24 protein-coding genes are annotated in these 21,442 nt (G+C 57.0%); 14 read left to right on the top strand and 10 right to left on the bottom strand.

Translation table 11 applies throughout. The features are described 5' to 3' along the window. Positions 1–76: 76 nt before the first annotated feature. Both gorA and galU read right to left on the bottom strand, forming a co-directional pair. Positions 77–1,435: a glutathione-disulfide reductase gene (gorA, locus tag CJU81_RS10790; protein ID WP_095036573.1), complete on the bottom strand. Its 1,359-nt coding sequence runs from the start codon at positions 1,433–1,435 to the stop codon at positions 77–79. 134 nt (positions 1,436–1,569) lie between these two features. Next, a complete protein-coding gene (gene galU / locus CJU81_RS10785; RefSeq protein WP_095036572.1) occupies positions 1,570–2,409 on the bottom strand; it encodes a UTP--glucose-1-phosphate uridylyltransferase GalU in 840 nt (279 codons plus the stop codon). A 226-nt stretch (positions 2,410–2,635) separates the two neighbouring features. Here galU and CJU81_RS10780 point away from each other — a divergent pair, with 226 nt between their 5' ends. Together CJU81_RS10780 and CJU81_RS10775 are read left to right on the top strand one after the other, a co-directional pair. Continuing rightward, a complete protein-coding gene (locus CJU81_RS10780) occupies positions 2,636–2,818 on the top strand; it encodes a hypothetical protein (protein ID WP_095036571.1) in 183 nt (60 codons plus the stop codon). Positions 2,819–2,849: 31 nt separating this feature from the next. Continuing rightward, positions 2,850–3,131: a hypothetical protein gene (locus tag CJU81_RS10775; protein WP_095036570.1), complete on the top strand. Its 282-nt coding sequence runs from the start codon at positions 2,850–2,852 to the stop codon at positions 3,129–3,131. A 41-nt stretch (positions 3,132–3,172) separates the two neighbouring features. On the opposite strand, the gene CJU81_RS10770 is transcribed toward CJU81_RS10775, so the two are convergent. The 3 genes from CJU81_RS10770 to CJU81_RS10760 all read right to left on the bottom strand — a co-directional run bounded on the left by CJU81_RS10770 (position 3,173) and on the right by CJU81_RS10760 (position 5,280). Further along, on the bottom strand, positions 3,173–4,096 hold the full coding sequence (locus CJU81_RS10770) for a c-type cytochrome (protein ID WP_095036569.1): 924 nt from the start codon (positions 4,094–4,096) through the stop codon (positions 3,173–3,175). Next, positions 4,093–4,743 (bottom strand): c-type cytochrome, encoded by a 651-nt coding sequence (locus CJU81_RS10765; RefSeq protein WP_095036568.1) that lies wholly within the window; start codon positions 4,741–4,743, stop codon positions 4,093–4,095. The genes CJU81_RS10770 and CJU81_RS10765 overlap by 4 nt, the downstream gene beginning before the upstream one ends. 183 nt (positions 4,744–4,926) lie before the next feature. Further along, positions 4,927–5,280 (bottom strand): hypothetical protein, encoded by a 354-nt coding sequence (locus tag CJU81_RS10760; protein WP_095000183.1) that lies wholly within the window; start codon positions 5,278–5,280, stop codon positions 4,927–4,929. Positions 5,281–5,489: 209 nt separating this feature from the next. Between CJU81_RS10760 and CJU81_RS10755 the strand changes: the two genes are divergently transcribed. The 6 genes from CJU81_RS10755 (at position 5,490) to modC (ending at position 9,296) form a co-directional block, all read left to right on the top strand. Next, positions 5,490–5,792, top strand: a complete 303-nt coding sequence (locus tag CJU81_RS10755; RefSeq protein WP_016780934.1) for a DUF1883 domain-containing protein — start codon at positions 5,490–5,492, stop codon at positions 5,790–5,792. Between the two features lie 19 nt (positions 5,793–5,811). After that, on the top strand, positions 5,812–5,979 hold the full coding sequence (locus tag CJU81_RS24045) for a hypothetical protein (RefSeq protein WP_095036567.1): 168 nt from the start codon (positions 5,812–5,814) through the stop codon (positions 5,977–5,979). Positions 5,980–5,982: 3 nt separating this feature from the next. Beyond that, positions 5,983–6,633: a DNA oxidative demethylase AlkB gene (alkB, locus tag CJU81_RS10745; protein WP_095036566.1), complete on the top strand. Its 651-nt coding sequence runs from the start codon at positions 5,983–5,985 to the stop codon at positions 6,631–6,633. Between the two features lie 123 nt (positions 6,634–6,756). Continuing rightward, the gene (gene modA, locus CJU81_RS10740; protein WP_095036565.1) at positions 6,757–7,524 is read left to right on the top strand and encodes a molybdate ABC transporter substrate-binding protein; all 768 of its coding nucleotides are present in this window, start codon (positions 6,757–6,759) and stop codon (positions 7,522–7,524) included. Further along, the gene (modB, locus tag CJU81_RS10735; RefSeq protein ID WP_095036564.1) at positions 7,525–8,205 is read left to right on the top strand and encodes a molybdate ABC transporter permease subunit; all 681 of its coding nucleotides are present in this window, start codon (positions 7,525–7,527) and stop codon (positions 8,203–8,205) included. 2 nt (positions 8,206–8,207) lie between these two features. Beyond that, a complete protein-coding gene (gene modC / locus CJU81_RS10730; RefSeq protein WP_095036563.1) occupies positions 8,208–9,296 on the top strand; it encodes a molybdenum ABC transporter ATP-binding protein in 1,089 nt (362 codons plus the stop codon). On the opposite strand, the gene CJU81_RS10725 is transcribed toward modC, so the two are convergent. Beyond that, positions 9,271–10,518 carry a GNVR domain-containing protein gene (locus CJU81_RS10725; protein ID WP_095036592.1) on the bottom strand — a complete coding sequence of 416 codons (1,248 nt, stop codon included), beginning with the start codon at positions 10,516–10,518 and terminating at the stop codon, positions 9,271–9,273. The genes modC and CJU81_RS10725 overlap by 26 nt on opposite strands. 397 nt (positions 10,519–10,915) lie before the next feature. Between CJU81_RS10725 and CJU81_RS10720 the strand changes: the two genes are divergently transcribed. Beyond that, a complete protein-coding gene (locus CJU81_RS10720) occupies positions 10,916–11,851 on the top strand; it encodes a LysR family transcriptional regulator (protein ID WP_095036562.1) in 936 nt (311 codons plus the stop codon). Here the strand turns inward: CJU81_RS10720 and surE are convergent. Further along, positions 11,848–12,624, bottom strand: a complete 777-nt coding sequence (gene surE / locus CJU81_RS10715) for a 5'/3'-nucleotidase SurE (RefSeq protein WP_095036561.1) — start codon at positions 12,622–12,624, stop codon at positions 11,848–11,850. The genes CJU81_RS10720 and surE overlap by 4 nt on opposite strands. Before the next feature lie 81 nt (positions 12,625–12,705). After that, complete coding sequence (gene hemB / locus CJU81_RS10710; RefSeq protein ID WP_095000174.1) at positions 12,706–13,680, bottom strand: porphobilinogen synthase; 975 nt, start codon at positions 13,678–13,680, stop codon at positions 12,706–12,708. 177 nt (positions 13,681–13,857) lie between these two features. Here hemB and CJU81_RS10705 point away from each other — a divergent pair, with 177 nt between their 5' ends. The 4 genes from CJU81_RS10705 to CJU81_RS10690 all read left to right on the top strand — a co-directional run bounded on the left by CJU81_RS10705 (position 13,858) and on the right by CJU81_RS10690 (position 17,819). After that, a complete protein-coding gene (locus tag CJU81_RS10705) occupies positions 13,858–14,154 on the top strand; it encodes an ArsR/SmtB family transcription factor (protein WP_095036560.1) in 297 nt (98 codons plus the stop codon). Between the two features lie 54 nt (positions 14,155–14,208). Next, entirely contained in the window at positions 14,209–15,219 is a 1,011-nt protein-coding gene (locus tag CJU81_RS10700) for a zinc-dependent alcohol dehydrogenase family protein (RefSeq protein ID WP_095036559.1), read from the top strand. Positions 15,220–15,299: 80 nt separating this feature from the next. Beyond that, positions 15,300–15,773 carry a YbaK/EbsC family protein gene (locus CJU81_RS10695; protein ID WP_095029377.1) on the top strand — a complete coding sequence of 158 codons (474 nt, stop codon included), beginning with the start codon at positions 15,300–15,302 and terminating at the stop codon, positions 15,771–15,773. Positions 15,774–15,947: 174 nt separating this feature from the next. Continuing rightward, positions 15,948–17,819 carry a DUF3857 domain-containing transglutaminase family protein gene (locus CJU81_RS10690; protein ID WP_095036558.1) on the top strand — a complete coding sequence of 624 codons (1,872 nt, stop codon included), beginning with the start codon at positions 15,948–15,950 and terminating at the stop codon, positions 17,817–17,819. A 61-nt stretch (positions 17,820–17,880) separates the two neighbouring features. On the opposite strand, the gene pgm is transcribed toward CJU81_RS10690, so the two are convergent. Further along, a complete protein-coding gene (gene pgm, locus CJU81_RS10685) occupies positions 17,881–19,521 on the bottom strand; it encodes a phosphoglucomutase (alpha-D-glucose-1,6-bisphosphate-dependent) (protein ID WP_095036557.1) in 1,641 nt (546 codons plus the stop codon). Between the two features lie 198 nt (positions 19,522–19,719). Between pgm and eco the strand changes: the two genes are divergently transcribed. After that, the gene (eco, locus tag CJU81_RS10680) at positions 19,720–20,202 is read left to right on the top strand and encodes a serine protease inhibitor ecotin (RefSeq protein WP_095036556.1); all 483 of its coding nucleotides are present in this window, start codon (positions 19,720–19,722) and stop codon (positions 20,200–20,202) included. A gap of 115 nt (positions 20,203–20,317) precedes the next feature. Here the strand turns inward: eco and CJU81_RS10675 are convergent, their stop codons facing one another. Next, positions 20,318–21,415 carry a PQQ-dependent sugar dehydrogenase gene (locus tag CJU81_RS10675; RefSeq protein ID WP_254924865.1) on the bottom strand — a complete coding sequence of 366 codons (1,098 nt, stop codon included), beginning with the start codon at positions 21,413–21,415 and terminating at the stop codon, positions 20,318–20,320. Between the last annotated feature and the right edge of the window lie 27 nt (positions 21,416–21,442).

Below are 21,442 nucleotides of genomic sequence, written 5' to 3'. Positions count from 1 at the left end.
GAAAATCAGCTCCCTCTGGGAGAGGGTTGGGGTGAGGGGGCTCTCGGCTGGTTATTGCAAAAGCAAATAACCGTTTTTAGCGTTTGACCGGCGTGCGCATGGTCACGAACTCTTCAGCGGCCGTCGGGTGTACCCCGATAGTTTCGTCGAAGTGCTGTTTGGTCGCCCCTGCTTTCAAGGCAATCGCCAGTCCCTGCACGATCTCTCCCGCCTCAGGCCCGACCATATGGCAACCGAGCACCTTGTCGGTGTCAGCATCCACCACCAGCTTCATCAACGTACGTTCCTGACACTCGGTCAGGGTCAGTTTCATCGGGCGGAAGCTGCTTTCGAAAATCTGCACCTTGTGCCCCGCTTCAACAGCCTGTTCTTCGCTCAGGCCTACGGTGCCAATGTTGGGCAGGCTGAACACCGCCGTCGGGATCATTTGGTAATCCACCGGGCGATATTGCTCAGGCTTGAACAGGCGACGGGCCACGGCCATACCTTCAGCCAGCGCCACCGGGGTCAGTTGCACACGACCAATCACATCGCCAATGGCCAGGATCGACGGCTCGGCGCTCTGGTACAAGTCATCCACTTCGACAAAACCGCGCTTGTCGAGTTTGACCCCGGTGTTTTCCAGGCCCAGGTTGTCGAGCATCGGCCGACGCCCGGTAGCGTAGAACACGCAATCGGCGATCAGCTCGCGACCATCCTTGAGCGTAGCCTTGAGGCTGCCATCAGCCTGCTTGTCGATCCGCTCGATATCGGCGTTGAACTGTACGTCCATGCCGCGCTTGACCAGCTCTTCGTGCAAGTGCTTGCGCACAGCACCGTCAAAGCCACGCAGGAACATGTCACCGCGATACAGCAACGAGGTTTTCGCGCCCAGGCCGTGGAAAATCCCCGCAAATTCGACAGCAATATAGCCACCGCCCACCACCAGCACGCGCTTGGGCAGTTCCTTGAGGAAAAATGCCTCATTGGAGCTGATTGCATGTTCATGGCCCGGGATTTCCGGGATCTGTGGCCAACCCCCGGTAGCGATCAGGATGTGCTTGGCACTATGACGCTGACCGTTGATTTCCACTTCGTTGGGGCCGGTGATTTTGGCGTGGCCTTCAATCAACGTCACGCCGCTGTTGACCAGCAGGTTGCGATAAATACCGTTGAGACGATTGATCTCGCGGTCTTTGTTGGCGATCAGGGTCGCCCAGTCAAAGTCGGCTTCGCCCAGGCTCCAGCCAAACCCCGAGGCCTGCTCGAAGTCCTCGGCAAAGTGTGCGCCGTAAACCAGCAGCTTTTTCGGCACGCAACCCACGTTGACGCAGGTGCCACCCAAGTAACGGCTTTCTGCTACGGCCACTTTTGCACCGAAACCTGCGGCAAAACGTGCAGCACGCACACCGCCGGAACCCGCACCAATTACAAACAGATCAAATTCGTAGGCCATTTCTCTCTCCTAGGCAGGCCATCAGCATAATCGCTCCTGCGCGATTGACCAGCGCGGGAAGTTGCCGACAGCAAAAAAACGAAAAAGCCACCCGAGGGTGGCTTTCTCTTAAAGCGTTCTACAACTGGCCGTTATCAGTAAGCTTTGCCGGTTTTGTAGAAGTTTTCGAAGCAGAAATTGGTTGCTTCGATGTAGCCTTCAGCGCCGCCGCAGTCAAAGCGCTGGCCCTTGAATTTGTAAGCGATCACGCAACCGTTTTGTGCCTGTTTCATCAGGGCGTCGGTGATCTGGATTTCGCCGCCTTTACCCGGCTCGGTCTGCTTGATCAGATCGAAGATGTCCGGAGTCAGGATGTAACGGCCGATAATGGCCAGGTTCGACGGCGCATCTTCAGGTGCCGGTTTTTCAACCATGTTGCGCACGCGGTACAGGTCATCACCGATCATTTCGCCAGCGATCACGCCATACTTGTTGGTCTCTGCAGGATCAACTTCCTGAATCGCGATGATGGTGCAACGGTACTGGTTGTACAACTTGACCATCTGCGTCAGCACGCCGTCGCCTTCCAGGTTGACGCACAAGTCGTCCGCCAGCACTACGGCGAAAGGTTCGTCGCCGATCAGCGGGCGACCGGTCAGAATCGCGTGACCCAGGCCTTTCATTTCGGTTTGACGGGTATACGAGAACGAACACTCGCTCAGCAGGCGGCGGATACCGACCAGGTACTTCTCTTTATCAGTACCCTTGATCTGGTTTTCCAGCTCGTAGCTGATGTCAAAGTGGTCTTCCAGGGCACGCTTGCCGCGGCCCGTTACGATGGAGATTTCAGTCAAGCCAGCGTCCAGTGCTTCTTCAACCCCGTACTGGATCAGTGGCTTGTTCACCACCGGCAGCATTTCTTTAGGCATGGCCTTGGTCGCTGGCAAAAAGCGAGTGCCGTAACCGGCTGCTGGGAACAAGCATTTCTTGATCATATGAGTCCTTTAAAGGGCTGTACGTTCCAAATTTGGCGCAGTCTAATCAGGCAGCATCGACGTTACAATGCTTCTTGAGAGCAAACTGATGCCAACCTAGATAAATATTTTGCCCGTTAGTTCCTTGGCGATTGAATTTGAAGGGTGCCTTGTCGTGTTTAACACTACCCGTGATGCCCTTGCGTTATTATCACGCCATTAATCCAGCCAATCAGGCAGCTCTTCGATGTCAGCAACAATCAGCGTTAACGGTTATGAGATCAAACCCGATGAATCGGGCCAATGGTGCGTGTTTTCTGCATCCGGCGAAAACGTTGCCGGACCGTTCAGCTCACAACAGGCCGCAGCAGAAGTAGCCTCGGTGTTTCAGGACCAGCCTGAGCCAGCAGCCCGACGCAGCAAAAAATAACAGCAACTCCACTTATGTGATGGTTCCCCAGATGAAGAACGTTCTGACACTGCTCGCATTGGTGACGTTGGCTGGGTGCGCGACTGCATCCAGCACTTACCTGGCAGACGGCAAACAAGCATTGAGCATAGACTGTTCTGGCGAGGTCATGTCCTGGGCCAAGTGCTACGAGAAAGCCGACGCCTCGTGTGCCGGTACGGGCTATAGCATCATTGCCACCGAAGGTACGCCTGCGCTTGCACAAAGCGAGAAAACTTTGGGCGTCGATGTAGGCAATTTCAAAAGCCGCACTATTGTGGTGGCCTGCAAGTAAATGAACACCGCTAAAGCGCAAGTCCTTAGCGGTGTCAGCGGTTACTCGGTGCCCTGGCCAATCAAAACGCCATTAACGGTTTGCCCATAAACGTTGACGCCGTCATTGGCGTGAAACTTCAACCGGGTTTTTTCCACTGAACCCTCGACCAGTCGCGGGTCCTGTGGCCGTTCGTGGGTATTGACGTACGCCGCCACATTCCACGCCTGCTCGTCACTCAAGCTGTTGGCTTTGCCCAGTGGCATGTTGTGCTTGATAAACGATGCCGCTGTATTGATCCGGTGCATGCCGGCTCCCCAGTTGTAGGAGTCCTTGCCCCATAATGGCGGCATCACATAGTCCTCTCCCACCTTTTGTCCCTGCCCGTTGTCACCATGGCAGACGGCACATTGATCCTTGTACAGCGCGGCACCACTGATCAGGTTGTAACCCCCCTTGGGCTCGGGTACATCGGGATAACCCCGCCCCGGCAACTCAACCCCGGTAGGCGCCTTGGTCGACAACCAATAGGCATAGGTCGATAGCGCGGTGATCTCGCGGCTATCGGCAGCCGGTGGGGTACCGCCATTCATGCTGAATTGAAAACAGCCCTGCAGGCGTTCGGCAAAGGTATTGACCTTGTCGTTTTTCTTGCGGTACGCCGGGTACATGGGGTAAGCCCCCCACAACGGTGCCGAGTTGGCCAAACGCCCCTGATCCAGGTGGCAGTTGGTGCAGTTAAGGCCATTGCCGACAAACTGCGGAGCCTGACGCTTGGTATCGACAAACAGGGCGTAGCCGTCCATGACCATTTTGCCGTAGGCGTTGTCGGGCAATTCGCTTTGTTGAGGCGGCTGAAAGTAGGTGATGTGTTCGGCAGGCGCAGGCACCTTGATCTGCGATTGATCTTCCATCGCAATGGTCGCTGCATGCACGGCGCCACTGAGGAGGAAGGACGCCGTACAGGTTAGTAGCAGACACTTCATGGCTTGACCTCCTTGTGCCCTACAGTGCTGAAATAATCGGCAACCGCCTTGATTTCATCCTCGGTCATGGCCTTGGCAATGTGCCCCATCAGATCATTGGGATCGTTGTGCCGGGTGCCGTCGCGCCAGGCGTTCAACTGTGCCGCGAGGTACATCGCCGGCTGGTTGGCCAGCGGCGGGAAGGCGCTCCCCACCCCCACCCCGCCCGGGCCATGACAGCTGACACATTCCGGGATCTGGCGATCCCAGGCACCGCGCAGGGCGAGCTTTTCGCCCAGACCATCAGGCATGCGGCTACGGTTGATGGCAGGTACAGCCGGCGCCGGCATGGCGGCAATCGCGGCGGTCACCGAGGTAATTTCCGAATCGCTCAAGACCTTGGCCAAGGGCTGCATCACCGGGCTGACCCGCTTGCCACTTTGAAAGTCGTGCAGTTGCTTGCTCAGGTAATCGGCAGAAAGACCGGCTAATCGCGGAAAACCGGCTGCAGCCAAGCCCATGCCATCGGCACCGTGGCACGCCATACAGGCAGTGGCACCTGGCTGGGCGCCGCCCTGCAGGTAGATGTTGGGGGTCGGTTGTGCCTGGGTATTGCTCACGGCGAGCAGCATGAAGCTGCTCAATAGCGTTCGCTTGAGTGGAATCATGACCAGCTCCATTATTGTTATATGCTTAGGCCTACAGAATATAAGCATATGGATCGTAGGAGAATTCCTGCATGGTCACAACACTACTTTGGATCCGATTACCAATACGGGACGAAAAAAAACCTGACCTTGCACACGGCAACGTCAGGTCTGTTCTTGTCACTGCTTGACCGAATAACGGCGTCAGTCACCCGAAATGCAGTGGGTGGCGGCTTTGCGAATATCGCCCGGGCGCACCGGCACATTGGACATGCTTTCGTACACCTTGATGCTGCTGCCGCCGGAGCGCTCTTCAATATCAATGACCGCCGTTGGATTGGAGGTCAGCTTTTGCGGGACGATGATCCGGAAACCGTCTTTATGCGGTTCAATCTGAGGTGCCCTGCGTGTGCTGGACAGTTGTTGCACCACACATTGAGCATAGGCGTCGGGCTTCTTGCCCGAAATCACACTCATGGTGGGCAGCGTCTGCTCAATATCGGTAACGGATGCACAGCCACCCAAGGCCAGCAACGCCGCTAATACGCCCCACTTCATAGACATTCTCCGTTAAAGACACTACGACAATGGATATGCGGAATTTCTCCCGGGCCATAGTGAATAAATACTCAATAGTGGCGGATTATCCACGTTTTACGTCAAACTCACCCGCATCACGGCATAATACTCGGCTTTAGCCCCCTGACAGGGCTAAAGCACATGCTATCGTGCTGATTATTCAGCAGATTCACGTTTTTGGAGACACCATGAAATTTATTCACCAGCGCGAGCACCTCAACGAAGACGACATCGTCGTCATCGAGTGCTCCCAGCCTTGCAACATTCGCCTGATGAGCGATGCGCACTTCCGCAGTTTTAAAAATGGTGGTCGTCACTCTTACCACGGCGGCGCATTCAAGGATTTCCCGGCCAGAATCACCGCGCCGAGCACCGGTTTCTGGAACATCACTATTGATACCGTGACCACTCGGGCAATCAGCGTGACGCGCAAACCGAGCTTCAAGCCGACCATCAAGATCGTCCGTCGCTCCAGTTCCAAACTCCGTTAAACCTCAGGCAGGAATTACCGTGCAAACCACCAAGTACGTCATCAAGTACAAGCTCAACGGCGAGCGTCGCTTCGAGTTTGCCCAGCTCCAGAGCGGCAGCGAAGAAGAAGCCCGCGCAGCCCTTGAGAAGCTCCACAGCGATGCTGACGATGTGATTACCGATATCAAGGCCAGCAAGGCGCTGTAAGCCGTGGACTTGTTTGCCGAGCAGGACCTGCAACAGCCCGCCCGCGTCGAACGCATCGGCGAGCAGGCCCTTGTGCTTCGCGGGTTTGCCCTGCCCCGGGTCAAGGAACTGCTGGCAGCCCTTGACTGCGTTTTGCTGCAGTCGCCCTTGCGCCAGATGCACACACCAGGCGGCTTGGCGATGTCTGCCCGGTTGAGCAGTTGCGGCGATCTGGGCTGGACCACCGACCGCCATGGTTACCGCTACAGCCCGCTCGACCCGCTAAGTTCCCGCCCCTGGCCAGCCATGCCCGAAGCCTTTCTGGTACTGGCTGAAGCGGCGGCCAGCGCTGCAGGTTTCAGCGGTTTTGTCCCCGATGCCTGCCTGATCAATGCCTATGCCCCGGGCGCCAAAATGTCGTTGCATCAGGACAAAAACGAACGCTCCTGCACCGCCCCCATTGTCTCGATCTCTCTGGGCCTGCCTGCCATCTTTCAGTTTGGTGGCTTTGAACGCAGCGATCCGACCCAGCGGGTGTCACTGTTCCACGGTGACATTGTGGTCTGGGGCGGCGTTGACCGTTTGCGCTTTCACGGGGTAATGCCGATCAAGCCCGGTCATCATTCGTTACTGGGTGAACAGCGAATCAATATCACCCTGCGCCAGGCAGGCTGAACCACAACTCATGCCCGCATACTCTCCTTACATAGGCCGAGCTTCACAAAGCGCTGTAAATATTTTTATATAGCGGCTATCTTCCCAGCGCCTGTTACATCCCAATAAAAATGGAGTTTTGCCATGAACCTTCGTGCCCGTCCCTTTATCCCTTGCGCGCTGGCCACACTGCTTGGCTGTATCGCGTTCACTTCGGCCCAGGCCGATGAAGTGCAGGTGGCCGTCGCCGCCAACTTCACGGCGCCTATCCAGGCCATTGCCAGCGACTTTGAAAAAGACACCGGGCACAAGTTGATAGCCGCCTATGGCGCCACTGGCCAGTTCTACACCCAGATCAAAAACGGTGCGCCATTCGAAGTGTTTCTGGCCGCAGATGACAGCACCCCCGAGAAACTGGAAAAGGAAGGCGATATCGTTCCGGGCTCGCGTTTCACCTATGCCATAGGCACCCTGGCGCTGTGGTCGGCCAAAGACGGCTACATTGACGGTACTGACAAGGCATTGCTGGCCAATCAGTTCAAGCACCTGTCCATTGCCAACCCCAAGGCTGCGCCCTACGGCCTGGCAGCTACGCAAGTGCTGGCCAAACTGGAGTTGACTGATAAGGTCAAGAACAAGATCGTTGAAGGTCAGAACATTACCCAGGCGTACCAGTTTGTTTCCACGGGCAACGCCGAACTGGGTTTTGTGGCCTTGTCGCAGATTTACAAAGACGGCAAAGTCAGCGACGGCTCGGCCTGGATTGTCCCTGAAGCGATGCATGACCCGATCCGCCAGGATGCTGTGATCCTCAAAAAAGGTGAACACAACCCTGCCGCCAAAGCCCTGGCCGACTACCTGAAAGGTCCAAAGGCCACTGCAATCATCAAATCCTACGGTTACCACCTGTAAATGCCGCTGACGAGTGCTGACTTCGCTGCAATCTGGCTGACCCTGCAACTGGCGTCACTGACGACAGTGATTCTGCTGATTATCGGCACTCCGATTGCCTTGTGGCTGGCCCATACGCGTTCGCGTTTGCGTGGTCCCATCGGAGCGATCGTCGCCCTGCCCCTGGTGTTGCCGCCCACCGTGATCGGCTTTTATTTGCTGCTGGCCATGGGCCCCCATGGTTATGTTGGCCAGTTCACCCAGTACCTCGGCCTGGGCACGCTGACCTTCAGCTTTGCCGGCCTGGTAATCGGCTCGGTGATCTATTCCATGCCCTTTGTCGTACAGCCTTTGCAGAACGCTTTTGCGGCCATCGGCCCCAGACCGCTCGAGGTAGCCGCCACCCTGCGGGCAAATCCCTGGGACACCTTTTTCACCGTAGTCTTGCCCCTGGCCAGGCCCGGATTTATCACGGCCGCGATTTTGGGCTTTGCCCACACGGTGGGTGAATTCGGTGTGGTACTGATGATCGGCGGCAATATCCCGGACAAAACCCGCGTGGTATCGGTGCAGATCTACGATCATGTCGAGGCGCTGGAATATGCTCAGGCACACTGGTTGGCGGGGGCCATGGTGGTGTTTTCCTTTCTGGTGCTGCTGGCGTTGTATTCAAGCCGCAAATCCCATACCAGCTGGAGCTGAAGATGACGTCGCAGATCAACCTTCGGTTGCAGCACCGCTACCCCGGTTTTGCTCTCGACCTGGACCTGCAACTGCCGGGCAAGGGGGTCACCGCCCTCTACGGTCACTCCGGCTCGGGCAAGACCACCTGTCTGCGCTGTATCGCCGGTCTCGAACGGGCCAGCCAGGCTTATGTACAGGTCAATGGTCACATCTGGCAAGACAGCCAGCGCAATCACTTCGTACCGGTGCACCAGCGGGCGCTGGGCTATATCTTTCAAGAAGCGAGCCTGTTCCCCCACCTGTCGGTGCGGGCCAATCTTGAATTCGGCCTCAAGCGCATTGCCCATCAGGAACGTCGAGTGGATCTTGCCCATGCCACCGAACTCCTGGGCATCACCCACCTGTTGACGCGGGCGCCGCACAACTTGTCCGGCGGCGAACGCCAGCGGGTCGGTATCGCCCGGGCCTTGCTCACCAGCCCGAAACTGCTGTTGATGGACGAACCCCTGGCCGCGCTGGACAGCCAGCGCAAGAGCGAAATCCTGCCCTATCTGCAGCGTCTGCACGCTGAGCTGGATATCCCGGTGCTCTACGTCAGTCATTCCCAGGACGAGGTGGCGCGACTGGCGGACCATATTGTGCTGTTGAACGATGGCAAGGTACTGGGTAGCGGACCCATCGGCGAAACCCTGGCCAGGCTCGACCTGCCTTTGGCGCGAGGGGATGATGCCGGGGTGGTGATTGAGGGCCGGGTGGGTAATTACAACCTTAATTATCAACTGTTGACCCTGCAATTGCCCGGCAGCACCCAGCACCTGAGGGTTACCCATGCATCAATGGCTATCGGCCAGCCGTTGCGTGTCAAAGTGCAGGCGCGGGATATCAGCCTGAGCCTGAACCCGGCCGAGCACAGCAGCATCCTCAATAGCTTGCGTGTAACGGTGGTCAGCGAAACCGCCGCCGACAACCAGGCCCATGTACTGATACGCCTGGATGCAGACGGCACTCCCCTGCTTGCCCGCATAACCCGCTACTCCCGGGACCAACTGGGCCTGCGCACCGGGCAATTACTGTGGGCGCAGATCAAGTCGGTGGCAGTTCTGGCCTGACACCTTGCTGACGGCGCTGGGTGAGGAAGCGCACGGTCGCGATCGTCAGCCCCAACAACAGACCCAGCACCACGGCCAGAGCCACAATCAGTGCCTTTTTCGGCTTGACCGGATCAGTCGGCACCTGAGCTTTGCGGTCAATACTGGCCAACCCGAGATGGCTCATATCCGTGTTCATACGACCAAGACGCACGACTTCGGCACGCAAGGGCTCGATATCCTTAAGAAATACATCCTCATTCGAGCGTTTACCGAGCATTTCGACTTGGCGATTGACCTCAAGCAATTGAATATTTTTGCGGATCTGCGAGATACGGTCATCGGTAAAATCGTCTGTCGTGCGCTTGAGCAGTGCTGCGCGCTCGGCCTGTAAAGCCTGGGACCCCATAAAGTACAAAGGGATACTTTGTGAAGTGATTTCAGTTCGCACCAGTCTGGACGACGAGCCCTGTGCCGCATCGGCCATCGCCGAGGGTGTGGTCGGGCGGGTAATGCCCAGCGATTTGGCAATGGCGATGGCTTCGTCAAGCTGCTGGATGCGCGCTTCCCGCTCGATTTTCAGCTGCAGGCGCAAAGCTTTCAACTCATCCTCCAGCCGGGCCTTCTGGAGGGCATCAGCTTCGAGGAAAGAGGCAATTTTTCCCTGTTTATCAGACAAATAGCTTGAACGTGCAGCATTTATCTGGGCGTCCAGCTCTCTAAGCCGGTTACTGATAATTACCTTGAGATCAGCACTGATTTGCTCACGCTGCTTATTGATCGCGTAGTCGACAAAACCATTAAGAATGGCAACCCCGTCGAGAGAAGCCGGGTAAGTGAGTTCCAGCCTTAAATAAGAGCTTTCTGAATTGTCCTTGTTCGACGCAGGCTGTACCAGGGTGATGGCGTCCCGGTTAAACACTTCGAAGCTTTGCTCCAGGGTTCTGCCAGGTTGCAGCAGAGGTTTGAACAAATCCGGGTGGTCGCGAAAAAAGTTCAAGCGGTTTTCGTAAGACTCAAGTGCCAGCCCCACTTTAAGCAAGGCATCAGCCGCAGGCAGGGTATAGACCTGGGAGCGGTTAAGGGCATCAAGTTCGTTGATGGCTGCAGGACGCAGCAGGCTGCTGGTTTGATAAATCTGTTTCGCAAACAAAACATAGCCAAATGCCATCAATGCGGTGACTAGCATTGTGGCTGCAATCAGTTTTTTTTGTCGCCATAAAGAGTGGATCAACTCAAACACATCGATCTCAGCGTCAACTTTTCGCCCTTGCGGAGGCTGCTGAATAGTCAAATGAATGCACCTTGTAGATAAAGCTTTGTCAAGCTGGCTGCTGAGGACGTATCTATCACATGATCACGCAATGTGTTTGACAGGCTATTCCCAGGAAAATTCGTACCTATATAAAACAAGCACATAGAACAACAAAAGCAAGAAATTGGAAAACGATATCCAGCGACTTTATTAAAAACTGGATAAACCCGCGTATCCAATGAGAATTGCCTCACAAAAAAAGGCAAAATCACAATGCATTTTTGCCGTTTTCATGGAATACACACGCCAGGACAACATAGTCTCCTGGACTGTGTAATTATTGCCGCCACAAGAAAGCACGCTTACGTGTGGGGTAATAATCGGCATGGATATTTTTCAGGCGATGCGGGTGTTTGTCCGCGTAGTCGAGACCGGCAGCTTTACCGCTGCGGCGCAAGCGCTGGGTTATTCAACGGCGCAAACTTCACGCTTGCTGTCTGAGCTGGAGTCCTCGCTGCAAGCCAGGTTGTTACAGCGCAGTACCCGGCGCCTGGCACTGACCGAGGTGGGTACGCGTTATCTGGAACGCTGCCGGATGATTCTGGGCGAGATTGAGGATGCCAATGCCGAAGCAGCGGGCGCGCACCTGATCCCCCGTGGCCATTTGCGTGTGCAATCAACCACCGGCCTGGGTATCCAGCTGCTGGCACCGCTGGTAGCCCGTTACACGGAGCTGTATCCGCAGGTTCATGTCGACCTCACTCTGTCGCAACGCCAGCCCGATCTGCTCGAGGAGGGTCATGACCTGGTCATTACCCTGTCGGCCCATCTGCCGGATTCGGAACTGATCGGCCAGCCGCTGGGCAGCATCTTCAGTGTTATCAGTGCTGCGCCCTCCTACCTCAAGGGCCGGAATATCCCGACAGTGCCGGACGATCTGCACCAGCACCGCTGCCTGCATCTGGTTGACCCGTTGTTCACCGACAGCTGGACCTTTCGCGATGATCAGGGCGAGCAAGTCATCCGCCCCGGTAACGTCTTCCAGGTCAACGTGGCTGAGGCCATGGCGAAAGCGGCCGAGGCCGGTCTTGGAGTCTGTCTGTTGCCTGATTATGTGGCGGTAGGCTCTTATCAGCGCGGTTCACTGGTGCGCCTGCTGCCGCACTACCGGCTGCATGAAAAGAGTATCTATGCACTCTACCCTTCACGGCGGTTTCTGGATGCCAAGGTCAAGACCTGGGTCGAATTCCTGAAGCAGGAGATTCCGAAAGTGCTTGAAGGGCACCAGGCCATCGTCGATGACCCAGCGCATTGGGCTTAGACGACTTGAACCGCCATGCGCAGATGCTCGCGCAAAGCGATGGCGGTGCGATCAAATTCCAGTGGCGTGACTGAAATACCGCCCTGGGTGACTACCCGGGTTTCGGTATCCAGTGCTTCAGGGTGCTGGTGGCGGGTGATGCTCAGCCAATAATACTTGGCTTCACGAAAGTCGGTACGCTCGATGGCTTCAACCCCGTCCATGCGCCCGGCGCCCTGGCGGGTGATCTGGATCGGGCCGGCCTCATCGGCAGGCACGTCAGGGAAGTTAATGTTCAGGCACGCCGACTGCTCCCAGCCCTTGCCCAACAGTTGCCGGATAACTCCGGGGGCCAGAGCTCGGGCCGTTTCCCAGCGCACCGAGCTGCGACGAGTAAAGTACTGGCTCAAGGCGATGGACGGAACGCCCATCAACAAGCCCGTCATGGCAGCGCCCACGGTACCGGAAAACAGGGTTTCAACCCCAAGGTTGGCGCCTTTGTTGATGCCGGACAGCAACAGCTGCGGGGGGGTGTCCAGCAACTGCTGCAATGCCATGGCGACACAGTCGGCGGGCGTTCCGGAGACCGAAAATCGCCGCTCGCCACGTTTTGTAACGCGCAAGGGATGATGAATGCTGATTGCCGTGGATATACCACTCTGGTCATGGTTAGGTGCCACAACCCAGACTTCGTCCGCCAACTCGTGGGCGACCGCTTCCAGCACTGCAAGGCCAGGGGCGTCGATCCCGTCGTCATTGGTGATCAAGATTCGTTCGAGTCGAGCGTCTGGCATGAGAGGGTTCCTTTTGTGGGATGAAGCAGCTGCAAGCTGTCAGATAAAACTAGCTTGAAGCCTGCAGCTTGCAACTATCCCTTAAATCCCCTGCAACGCCAGATCCATCGCAAAGTAGGTCAGGATCATGTCGGCACCGGCACGCTTGATCGAGCCAAGGCTCTCGCGCACTACGCGAGCCTCGTCGATGGCGCCGGCCTGGGCACCGAACTTGATCATTGCGTACTCACCACTCACTTGGTACGCCGCCAATGGCAGGTGCGATGCCTGGCGGATATCGCGAATGATGTCCAGGTAGGCACCGGCAGGTTTGACCATCAGCACGTCTGCGCCTTCCTGCTCGTCCAGCAATGACTCGCGGATTGCTTCGCGGCGGTTCATCGGGTTCATCTGATAGGACTTGCGGTCGCCCTTGAGCGCACTGCCACCCGCTTCGCGGAACGGGCCATAAAGGGCCGAGGCGAACTTGGTGGAGTACGCCATGATCGAGGTATCGGTAAACCCGGCACCATCCAGAGCGCTGCGGATGGCCTGCACCTGGCCGTCCATGGCGGCTGAAGGCGAGATAAAGTCGGCACCGGCCGCGGCGGCGGCAACGGCTTGCTTGCCCAGGTTGATCAGGGTCGCGTCATTGTCGACGCCGTGATCATGCATCACACCGCAATGGCCATGGGAGGTGTATTCACAAAAGCAGGTATCGCTCATCACCACCATATCCGGCGCGGCATCCTTGCTGATACGCACCATGCGCGACACCAGGCCATCCTCACGCATGGCATCACTGCCGGTGGCGTCCAGATGATGGGAGACGCCGAACAGCATCACCGACTTGATGCCCGCACGGGCGTACCGCTCGATTTCACCGGCCAGTTTCGATTCAGGGATACGCATCACGCCGGGCATGCTGGTGATCGGCACAAAATCGTCGATTTCTTCTTCGACGAAAATTGGCAATACCAGATCATTCAGGCTGAACTCGGTTTCCTGAAACATGTCGCGAAGAGTCTGGGAACGGCGCAGGCGGCGCGGACGTACGGCGGGGAACTGGTTAGGCATCATGGTTCCTGATGGGCAGATTCAAAAAACAGACGAGCCTTGGCTCAATGGCGCAACAAATACAGGATTGATCCTGCAATTGCAAAACATCCGCCCGGCCTGCGGCCGGTTGTCGCGGGCACAGGGCAATGGATCATAGGGTTGAACATTTCGTAAAAAAGCGTAACATCCCCAGCCATGATACTCGAACAGCTCAAAGCCCTGGGCAATGACACTCGCATGCAAATGATGGAGTGGCTCAAAGACCCGCTCAACAATTTCCCGCCACAGGATCACGGTGATCCTGCAATTGGCGTGTGCGTGACCCATTTGCAGCACAAGGCCGGGCTGTCGCCTTCTACTGCTTCGGCGCATTTGGCTATCTTGCAGCGCGCCGGCTTCGTCCTGACTACACGCATCGGCAAGTGGACCTACTATCGACGCAATGAGCAGGCGATCGATGACTTTGCGGCTAGGCTGAAAATCGAGTTGTAATTTTTGAACTTACATTTCGTTATTTCGCGCAATGTAAAAATATGAGGAAGCCCCATGAGCACTAAAGCAATCTTCGTCCAACCTGGTGGCGGATATCACAATGTTGTCGTTGGCAACAGCGAAGCACGCGCGCCCGGTGCCGGTGAAATCACTGTACGTTTGCACGCCAACTCATTGAACTACCACGACTTCGCTGTAGTAAGCGGCATGTGGGGCCCAAGCGAAAACCGTATCCCGATGGCCGATGGCGCCGGTGAAGTGGTTGCCGTGGGCGCCGACGTCAGCGAATTCAAGGTGGGCGATTCGGTGGTCAGCACCTTCTTCCCGGAGTGGATTGACGGCACTCCTCTGGTTGAAGGTTTTGTGACCGTACCCGGCGATGGCATCGACGGTTATGCCCGTGAGCAAGTAACTGCAAGCGCCACTTCATTCACCCTGGCCCCTGCCCGCTGGAGCCATGCCGAGGCATCAACCCTGACCACCGCCGGCCTGACCGCGTGGCGCTCGCTGATGGCCGACGACTCGCTCAAGCCGGGTGACACGGTGCTGGTGCAAGGCACCGGCGGTGTTTCGATTTTCGCCCTGCAGTTCGCCAAAATGGCCGGCGCCACGGTAATTGCCACCTCCTCCAGCGATGAAAAGCTGCAGCGCCTCAAAGCGCTGGGAGCAGACCACGTGATCAACTACCGCAAGGACCCTCAGTGGGGTGAAACCGCTCTGGCCCTTACCGGCGGGCGCGGCGTTGACCACATCATTGAAGTCGGCGGCCCTGCGACCCTTGAACAGTCGATGATAGCCATCCGGGTGGGCGGGCATATCTCGATCATCGGCATCCTCAGCGGTGTCAGTGGCGCCATGAACTTTGTCCCGATGCTGATCAAGCAAGTGCGCCTGCAAGGCGTACTGGTCGGCAGCCGCAGCCAGCAGCAAGACATGATTCGCGCCATCAATGCCAATGGCATGCACCCCGTCATTGATCGCCACTTCCCGCTCACCGACATCGTCGAGGCGTTCAAGTACCAGGAAACCAACCAGCATTTCGGCAAGATCATTCTGGACATCTAAGCGCAACATCGCCGATGGCGCATTGACAGTGCGTCATCGGCTTCTCTAGATTCAGGCTTTTGCCCAGAGAGCCGAGCCTGATGAGCCTTGAATCCGTACGCGCATTTTTTCACGCCAACGCCCCTGACCTGCACATCATCGAACTGACCACCAGCACCGCTACGGTCGCTCTGGCCGCTGAGGCCCATGGCGTGGAGCCTGGTCAAATCGCCAAAACCCTGGCCTTTCGCGTCGGCGAACGCAATGTTCTGCTGGTGGCACGTGGCGATGCACGTATCGATAACAAAAAAATCAAGGACGCGCTGGGCAGCAAGGCCAAGATGCTCGATGCCGAGACCGTCGTAGCACTCACCAGTCATCCTGTGGGCGGCGTCTGCCCTTTTGGACTAGCCACCGAGCTACCTGTTTATTGCGATATTTCCCTGCAAAGCTACAGCGAAGTCATGCCTGCAGCCGGAGCTACTCACACCGCGGTCAAGATTTGCCCTACGCGTATGGCCGAGCTGGTCAACGCGCAATGGGTCGATGTATGCCAGCCGCTGGCTGTCGCCTGAAACCCGATAGAAGGCTCTAGCGCGGGCCTTATGGCGAGATGAATTGTCCGACAAAGTGGATATTGCAGTTGCGATCGATTATCATCCGCCGCTCGCGCAGCACCCTTCAACTCTATTTCAAGATAATTAAACGGTCGCAGGGTGCTGTTTTCAGAAAAAAAACCTGAGGCGCTCATGCACCGCTTTACTTTCAGCAAATCATTGATTTGCGCAACATTGGGGATTGTCAGCCTGCCGTCGTTCGCGGCATTGCAACCAGAGTCAGAAGCTGCCCTGGCCAGCGAAACGCAAAGAACCTGCCATTTCAACAAAGACACCAGCACCGATTGCACCACTACTTACCGCTACACCATTCTCACCAACAATGGCCGGGAACTGCTCTCGCGGATCGATTTCAGCTTCCCCGAAACCGATCAGCTTGAGATCATCGACGCGCAATCAACACAACCAGGCGGCAAGCCGGTAGCCCTGGATCCGTCGCAAATCGATACACGCATGGCACCCAACCCGGACCAGGGTTTTCTGCGGGCGAGGCAAACCTCCATTGCTTTCCCGAACCTGCGCATTGGCACCCGACTGGCCTACACCGTACGCGAGCATACGGTGGCCAAACCGCTGATGGACCATTTCCATTACCTGATGACGTTTGGTCCGTCCCCTGCCCGTTCCGATGCCTTCAAGAGCACGTTTACCGCCGAACAGCCCATCGTGTGGCGCAGCGAGCTGATGGAAGACTTCACGTTCACCCCGTCGGCCGACAACAAGAGCCTGGTCATCGAGCAGAAAAAACCGCGTTTCGTGAACTACATTAACGAGGCCGGCAACGCCTACATCCGCCAGTTGCCACGGGCGGAAATCGGCAGTTCCAGCCAGGTACAGGATCATTTCGGCAACCTTGCAGGGCGCTACAACGACATTGTCACGGGCAAGCTGCCCGACAGCGCCGCCAAAGCAGTGTCCGGGCTCAAGGGCCTGCCGCCTGCGCAGCAAGTATCAGGCCTGATGCAATACATTCACGACCAATACCGCTACATGGGGGACTGGCGCGCCACAGATCGTGGTTATGTGCCGTTTACCCTGAGTGAAATCGAGGCGCGCGGTTACGGCGACTGCAAGGACCTTTCGGTACTCCTGACCGCCATGTTGAAAGCCAGTGGCATACCGGCGCAAACGGCCTGGGTCAGCCGCGGCTCCAACCCCATGAGCCTGTTGCTGCCGGGCACCAGTGCGGCCAATCACGCCATCGTGCGGGCCCAGGTAAATGGCCAGGTCTGGTGGCTTGACCCGACCAATCCGGTGTTTTTGCCGGGGCGCAGCATGCCCGACATCCAGAATCGCTGGGCGCTGGTGATCGATGCCGACGGCAAGGTGCAAGAGGATCACATCCCCGAAGAGCAGCCGAGCCTGAGCATGGCGGTGAAGAAGTTCGAGCACTTCAATCGCGATGGCCAGGCACGTACCACAGCTGAAGTCGAAATGGGGCAGATGACGCTGATGCAACTCAGTTACGCCGATACCGATTCAGGGGTCAGCGCTACCGACCTGAACCTGTGCAACCACTTTGGCAAAGAAATCAGCGACTGCAAGATCAGCAGGGAAAAAACCGGCTTTGTGGTGCCCGAGCGTTACAGGGTGCAAGCCACCCTGACCAACCTTCGTGCGCTGGAAAACCTCTCCGGGCAGCACGTCTACAAGCCGGCGTTCATGAGTGAGCGTTGGGACAGCCTGATGAACTATCGCCGTACCGGGCAACTGGCTGATCTGTACATGGCCGATCCGGAGAAACTCACCTTCGACATCACCCTCTCGGGCGCCAGGGTCGCCAAAGACATCAAGACCTGCAAAGTAAGCTCGCCATGGTTTGACATGGAACTGAGCAGCAAACGCAGCAAGGGTGAGTACCGTTACCTGTACTCCATGACGCAAAAGCACAGCTGGTTGAGCCATGACGAAATCATGAGCGCACCTTTCGAAGCGATGCTTCAACAAGCCCGGGCCTGTAACGAGAACATGCAGCAAGTAGTGCAACTGGTCACCCAGGGCTGAGTGCTTTGCAGTCAGCTACAAAAAAGCCCGACCCCATTGCGGGGCCGGGCTTTTTATTGGCTTAAGCGATGGCGGTATCGACCAGTACCTGCGCTTCCTCAACCAGACGGCTGAGGTGCTCATCACCGATAAAACTCTCGGCGTAGATTTTGTAGATGTCTTCGGTGCCCGATGGGCGCGCCGCAAACCAGCCGTTTTCAGTCATGACCTTGAGCCCGCCGATGGCCTGATTGTTGCCCGGTGCATGGCTGAGGATTTGCGTGATCGGCTCACCTGCCAGCGTGGTCGACTTGACCTGCTCTGGCGACAACTTGCCCAGCAAGGCTTTTTGCTGTGGGGTAGCCTTGGCATCAACACGGGTGGAGAACGGCTGCCCCAGCTCTTCGGTCATTTTCTGGTACAGCTGGGAAGGGTCGCGACCGGTTCGCGCCGACATTTCAGCAGCCAGCAACGACGGAATCAGGCCGTCCTTGTCGGTTGACCAGACACTGCCGTCCAGGCGCAGGAACGAAGCGCCGGCGCTTTCTTCTCCGCCAAAGCCCAGCGAGCCTTCAAACAGGCCATCGGCAAACCACTTGAAGCCCACCGGCACTTCGTACAGGCGGCGATCCAGGCGCGCAGCCACACGGTCAATCAAGCCACTGCTAACCACGGTTTTGCCAACGGCAGCATCTGCGCGCCAGTGCGGGCGGTTCTGGAACAGGTAGTCGATGGACACGGCCAGGTAGTTGTTCGGTGCCAGCAGACCACCCGATGGCGTAACAATGCCATGGCGATCGTGGTCCGGGTCGCAGGCGAAGGCCACGTCGAAGCGCTCTTTGAGGCCGATCAGGCCCTGCATGGCGTAGCTGGAGGACGGGTCCATGCGGATGCGGCCATCCCAGTCCACGCACATGAAACGAAAGGTCGGATCGACCGAGGTGTTCACCACTTCCAGGTTCAGGCCGTAGTGTTCGCCGATCGCCGACCAGTAGCGCACACCTGCACCACCCAGCGGGTCAACGCCCAGGCGCAGGTTGGCGCCGCGCAGGATGTCCATGTCGATCACGTTTTTCAGATCGGCAACGTAGGTGTTCAGGTAATCATGGCGGTGAGTGGTGCTGGCTTTGAGGGCCTGCTCGTAACTCATGCGCTTGACCCCTACCAGCTTGGCTGCGAGCAGTTCGTTGGCCTTGGCTTCAATCCACTTGGTGACATCGGTATCGGCCGGGCCACCATTGGGCGGGTTGTACTTGAAACCACCGCTTTCAGGCGGGTTGTGCGACGGCGTAATCACCACGCCATCAGCCAGCCCGCTGGTGCGGCCACGGTTGTAGCAGATGATTGCGTGGGAAATGGCTGGCGTCGGGGTGTATTCGTCGTCAGCGGCGATCATGGTTTCGACGCCATTGGCGGCAAACACTTCCAGCGCACTGGCACCGGCAGGGGTGGACAATGCATGGGTGTCGATACCGACGAACAGCGGCCCGTTGATCCCTTTCATTTGACGATACAGGCAAATGGCCTGGCTGATAGCCAGTACATGCCACTCATTGAAGCTCAGTTCAAATGAACTGCCGCGGTGCCCTGAAGTACCAAAGGCGACACGTTGGGTCGTGATGGCTGCATCGGGTTGACCGGTGTAGTAAGCGGTCACCAGTCGCGGAATATCGACCAGCAACTGAGCCGGGGCCGGCTTGCCCGCAAGAGGACTGAGTGTCATGCAAAACCTCGGTAAATTAATGATTCGCAGGAAAAAAAGGCAGTTTACTGGCTGTTCGACATTGGTGCGAAGTAATCTATCCATCCCACGTGGCCGAACAGGCACTTTAATCTACTGTTAGTTGTCTGAAGTTGATCCCGGGCACGTTGTTTAATTCAACTGCATGTATATTTTTAGCTCTGAAATAAGGAAAGCACCATGAAATCACTGGTGATCAGTGCAGCGGTACTACTGTCCTTGAGTACCCTGTGCAGCGTGGCCAACGCCGCAAAATTGGAAGATGTTGCCCCCTATCCAAAAGCCGAAGCAGGTTTTAGCCGTCAGGTCATTCATTTGCCCAAGCAAAAGAACGAAGACGACTACAAGGTACAAATCATCGCGGGCAAGACCTTGCAGGTGGACTGCAATCAGCAGCGCCTGGGCGGCAAGCTCGAAGAAAAAACCCTCAAAGGCTGGGGCTACCCGATGTATCGACTGAACAAGGTCAGCGGGCCCACTAGTACAATGATGGCCTGCCCTGGAGGCAAGACCCACCCCGAGTTTGTGCCGGTGGTCGGTGAAGGCTTCATGCTGCGCTACAACAGCAAACTGCCAATCGTGGTGTATGTGCCCAAGGATATCGAAGTACGCTACCGGATATGGTCGGCCTCCAAGCAGGTCAAGCAGGCGGTAACCGAGTAAGAGCTTTAGTTTTTCTTTGTGAGAGCTGGCTTGCCTGCGATACAGACGACGCGGCTGAACGATCAGACCGAGTTGACGCCATCGCGGGCAAGCCCGCTCCCACAGTGATTGAGTATTATTGCAACCCAACGCGATACAACACGCCGTCATCCTCATCGGTCAATACGTACAAATAGCCATCCGGCCCCTGGCGTACATCCCGGATGCGCGCCTTGAGATCGCCCAGCAGGCGCTCTTCATGCACCACTTTGTCACCGCTCAGTTGCAGACGGATCAGGTCCTTGTCTGCCAGCGCACCAATAAACAGGTTGTGCTGCCAGGGCTTGAAGCGGTCGGCATCATAAAATGCCATGCCACTGATGCCCGGAGATTTTTCCCATACATGACTTGGCCCCACGGTGCCTTCGACGGTTTGGCCCTGCGCTTCGGAGATGGGCCTGGAGGAATAATCAATCCCGTGGGTTGCCAGCGGCCAGCCATAGTTTTTGCCGCGCTCGATCAGGTTGATTTCGTCGCCGCCCTTGGGCCCGTGTTCGTGAGTCCACAAGGTACCGGTCCATGGGTTAAGTGCTGCGCCTTGCTGATTGCGATGGCCGTATGACCAGATTTCCGGCCTGACATCCTGGTTGCCGATAAAAGGGTTGTCACTGGGTACTCGCCCGTCTGGATAAATGCGCACCACCTTGCCCTGCAATTTGTCCAGATCCTGTGCGGTTGGACGCTGGTTGTTTTCACCAAGGGCGATAAACAGATAGCCATCGCGATCAAATACCAGTCGTGAGCCGAAGTGGTTGCCGGTGGAGAGCTTCGGTTGCTGGCGAAAGATCACTTCAAAGTTGCTCAGCCGGGTCAAATCATCCGACAAGCGCCCACGCCCCACTACGGTACCGGCCTTGCCGTCTGCGCCGCCTTCGGCATACGACAAATACACCAGCCGGTCTTCACCGAAGCTGGGCGATAACACTACATCGAGCAGGCCGCCCTGCCCCTTGGCCCACACTTGCGGCACACCGGAAAGCGGTGCCGATAATTTACCGTCAGCGCTTACAACCCGCAGGTTACCGGGGCGCTCGGTGATCAACATGCCTTGCCGGTCGGGCAAAAAGGCCAGTGCCCATGGGTGATTGAGCCCTTCAACCACGGGTGTGGCCGTTACGGTGCCGGACTCGGAAACAAAGGCTTTTTGCCCATCGGCATGGGCTGTGAACGCCATATTGAGCAGCGAAGTGGCGCACAACGT

This window comes from Pseudomonas fragi, from assembly GCF_002269505.1.
Taxonomy (GTDB): Bacteria; Pseudomonadota; Gammaproteobacteria; order Pseudomonadales; family Pseudomonadaceae; genus Aquipseudomonas; species Aquipseudomonas fragi_D.
The sequence above is the reverse complement of the archived record's forward strand: the minus strand, read 5'-3'. Positions and strand labels throughout refer to the sequence as shown.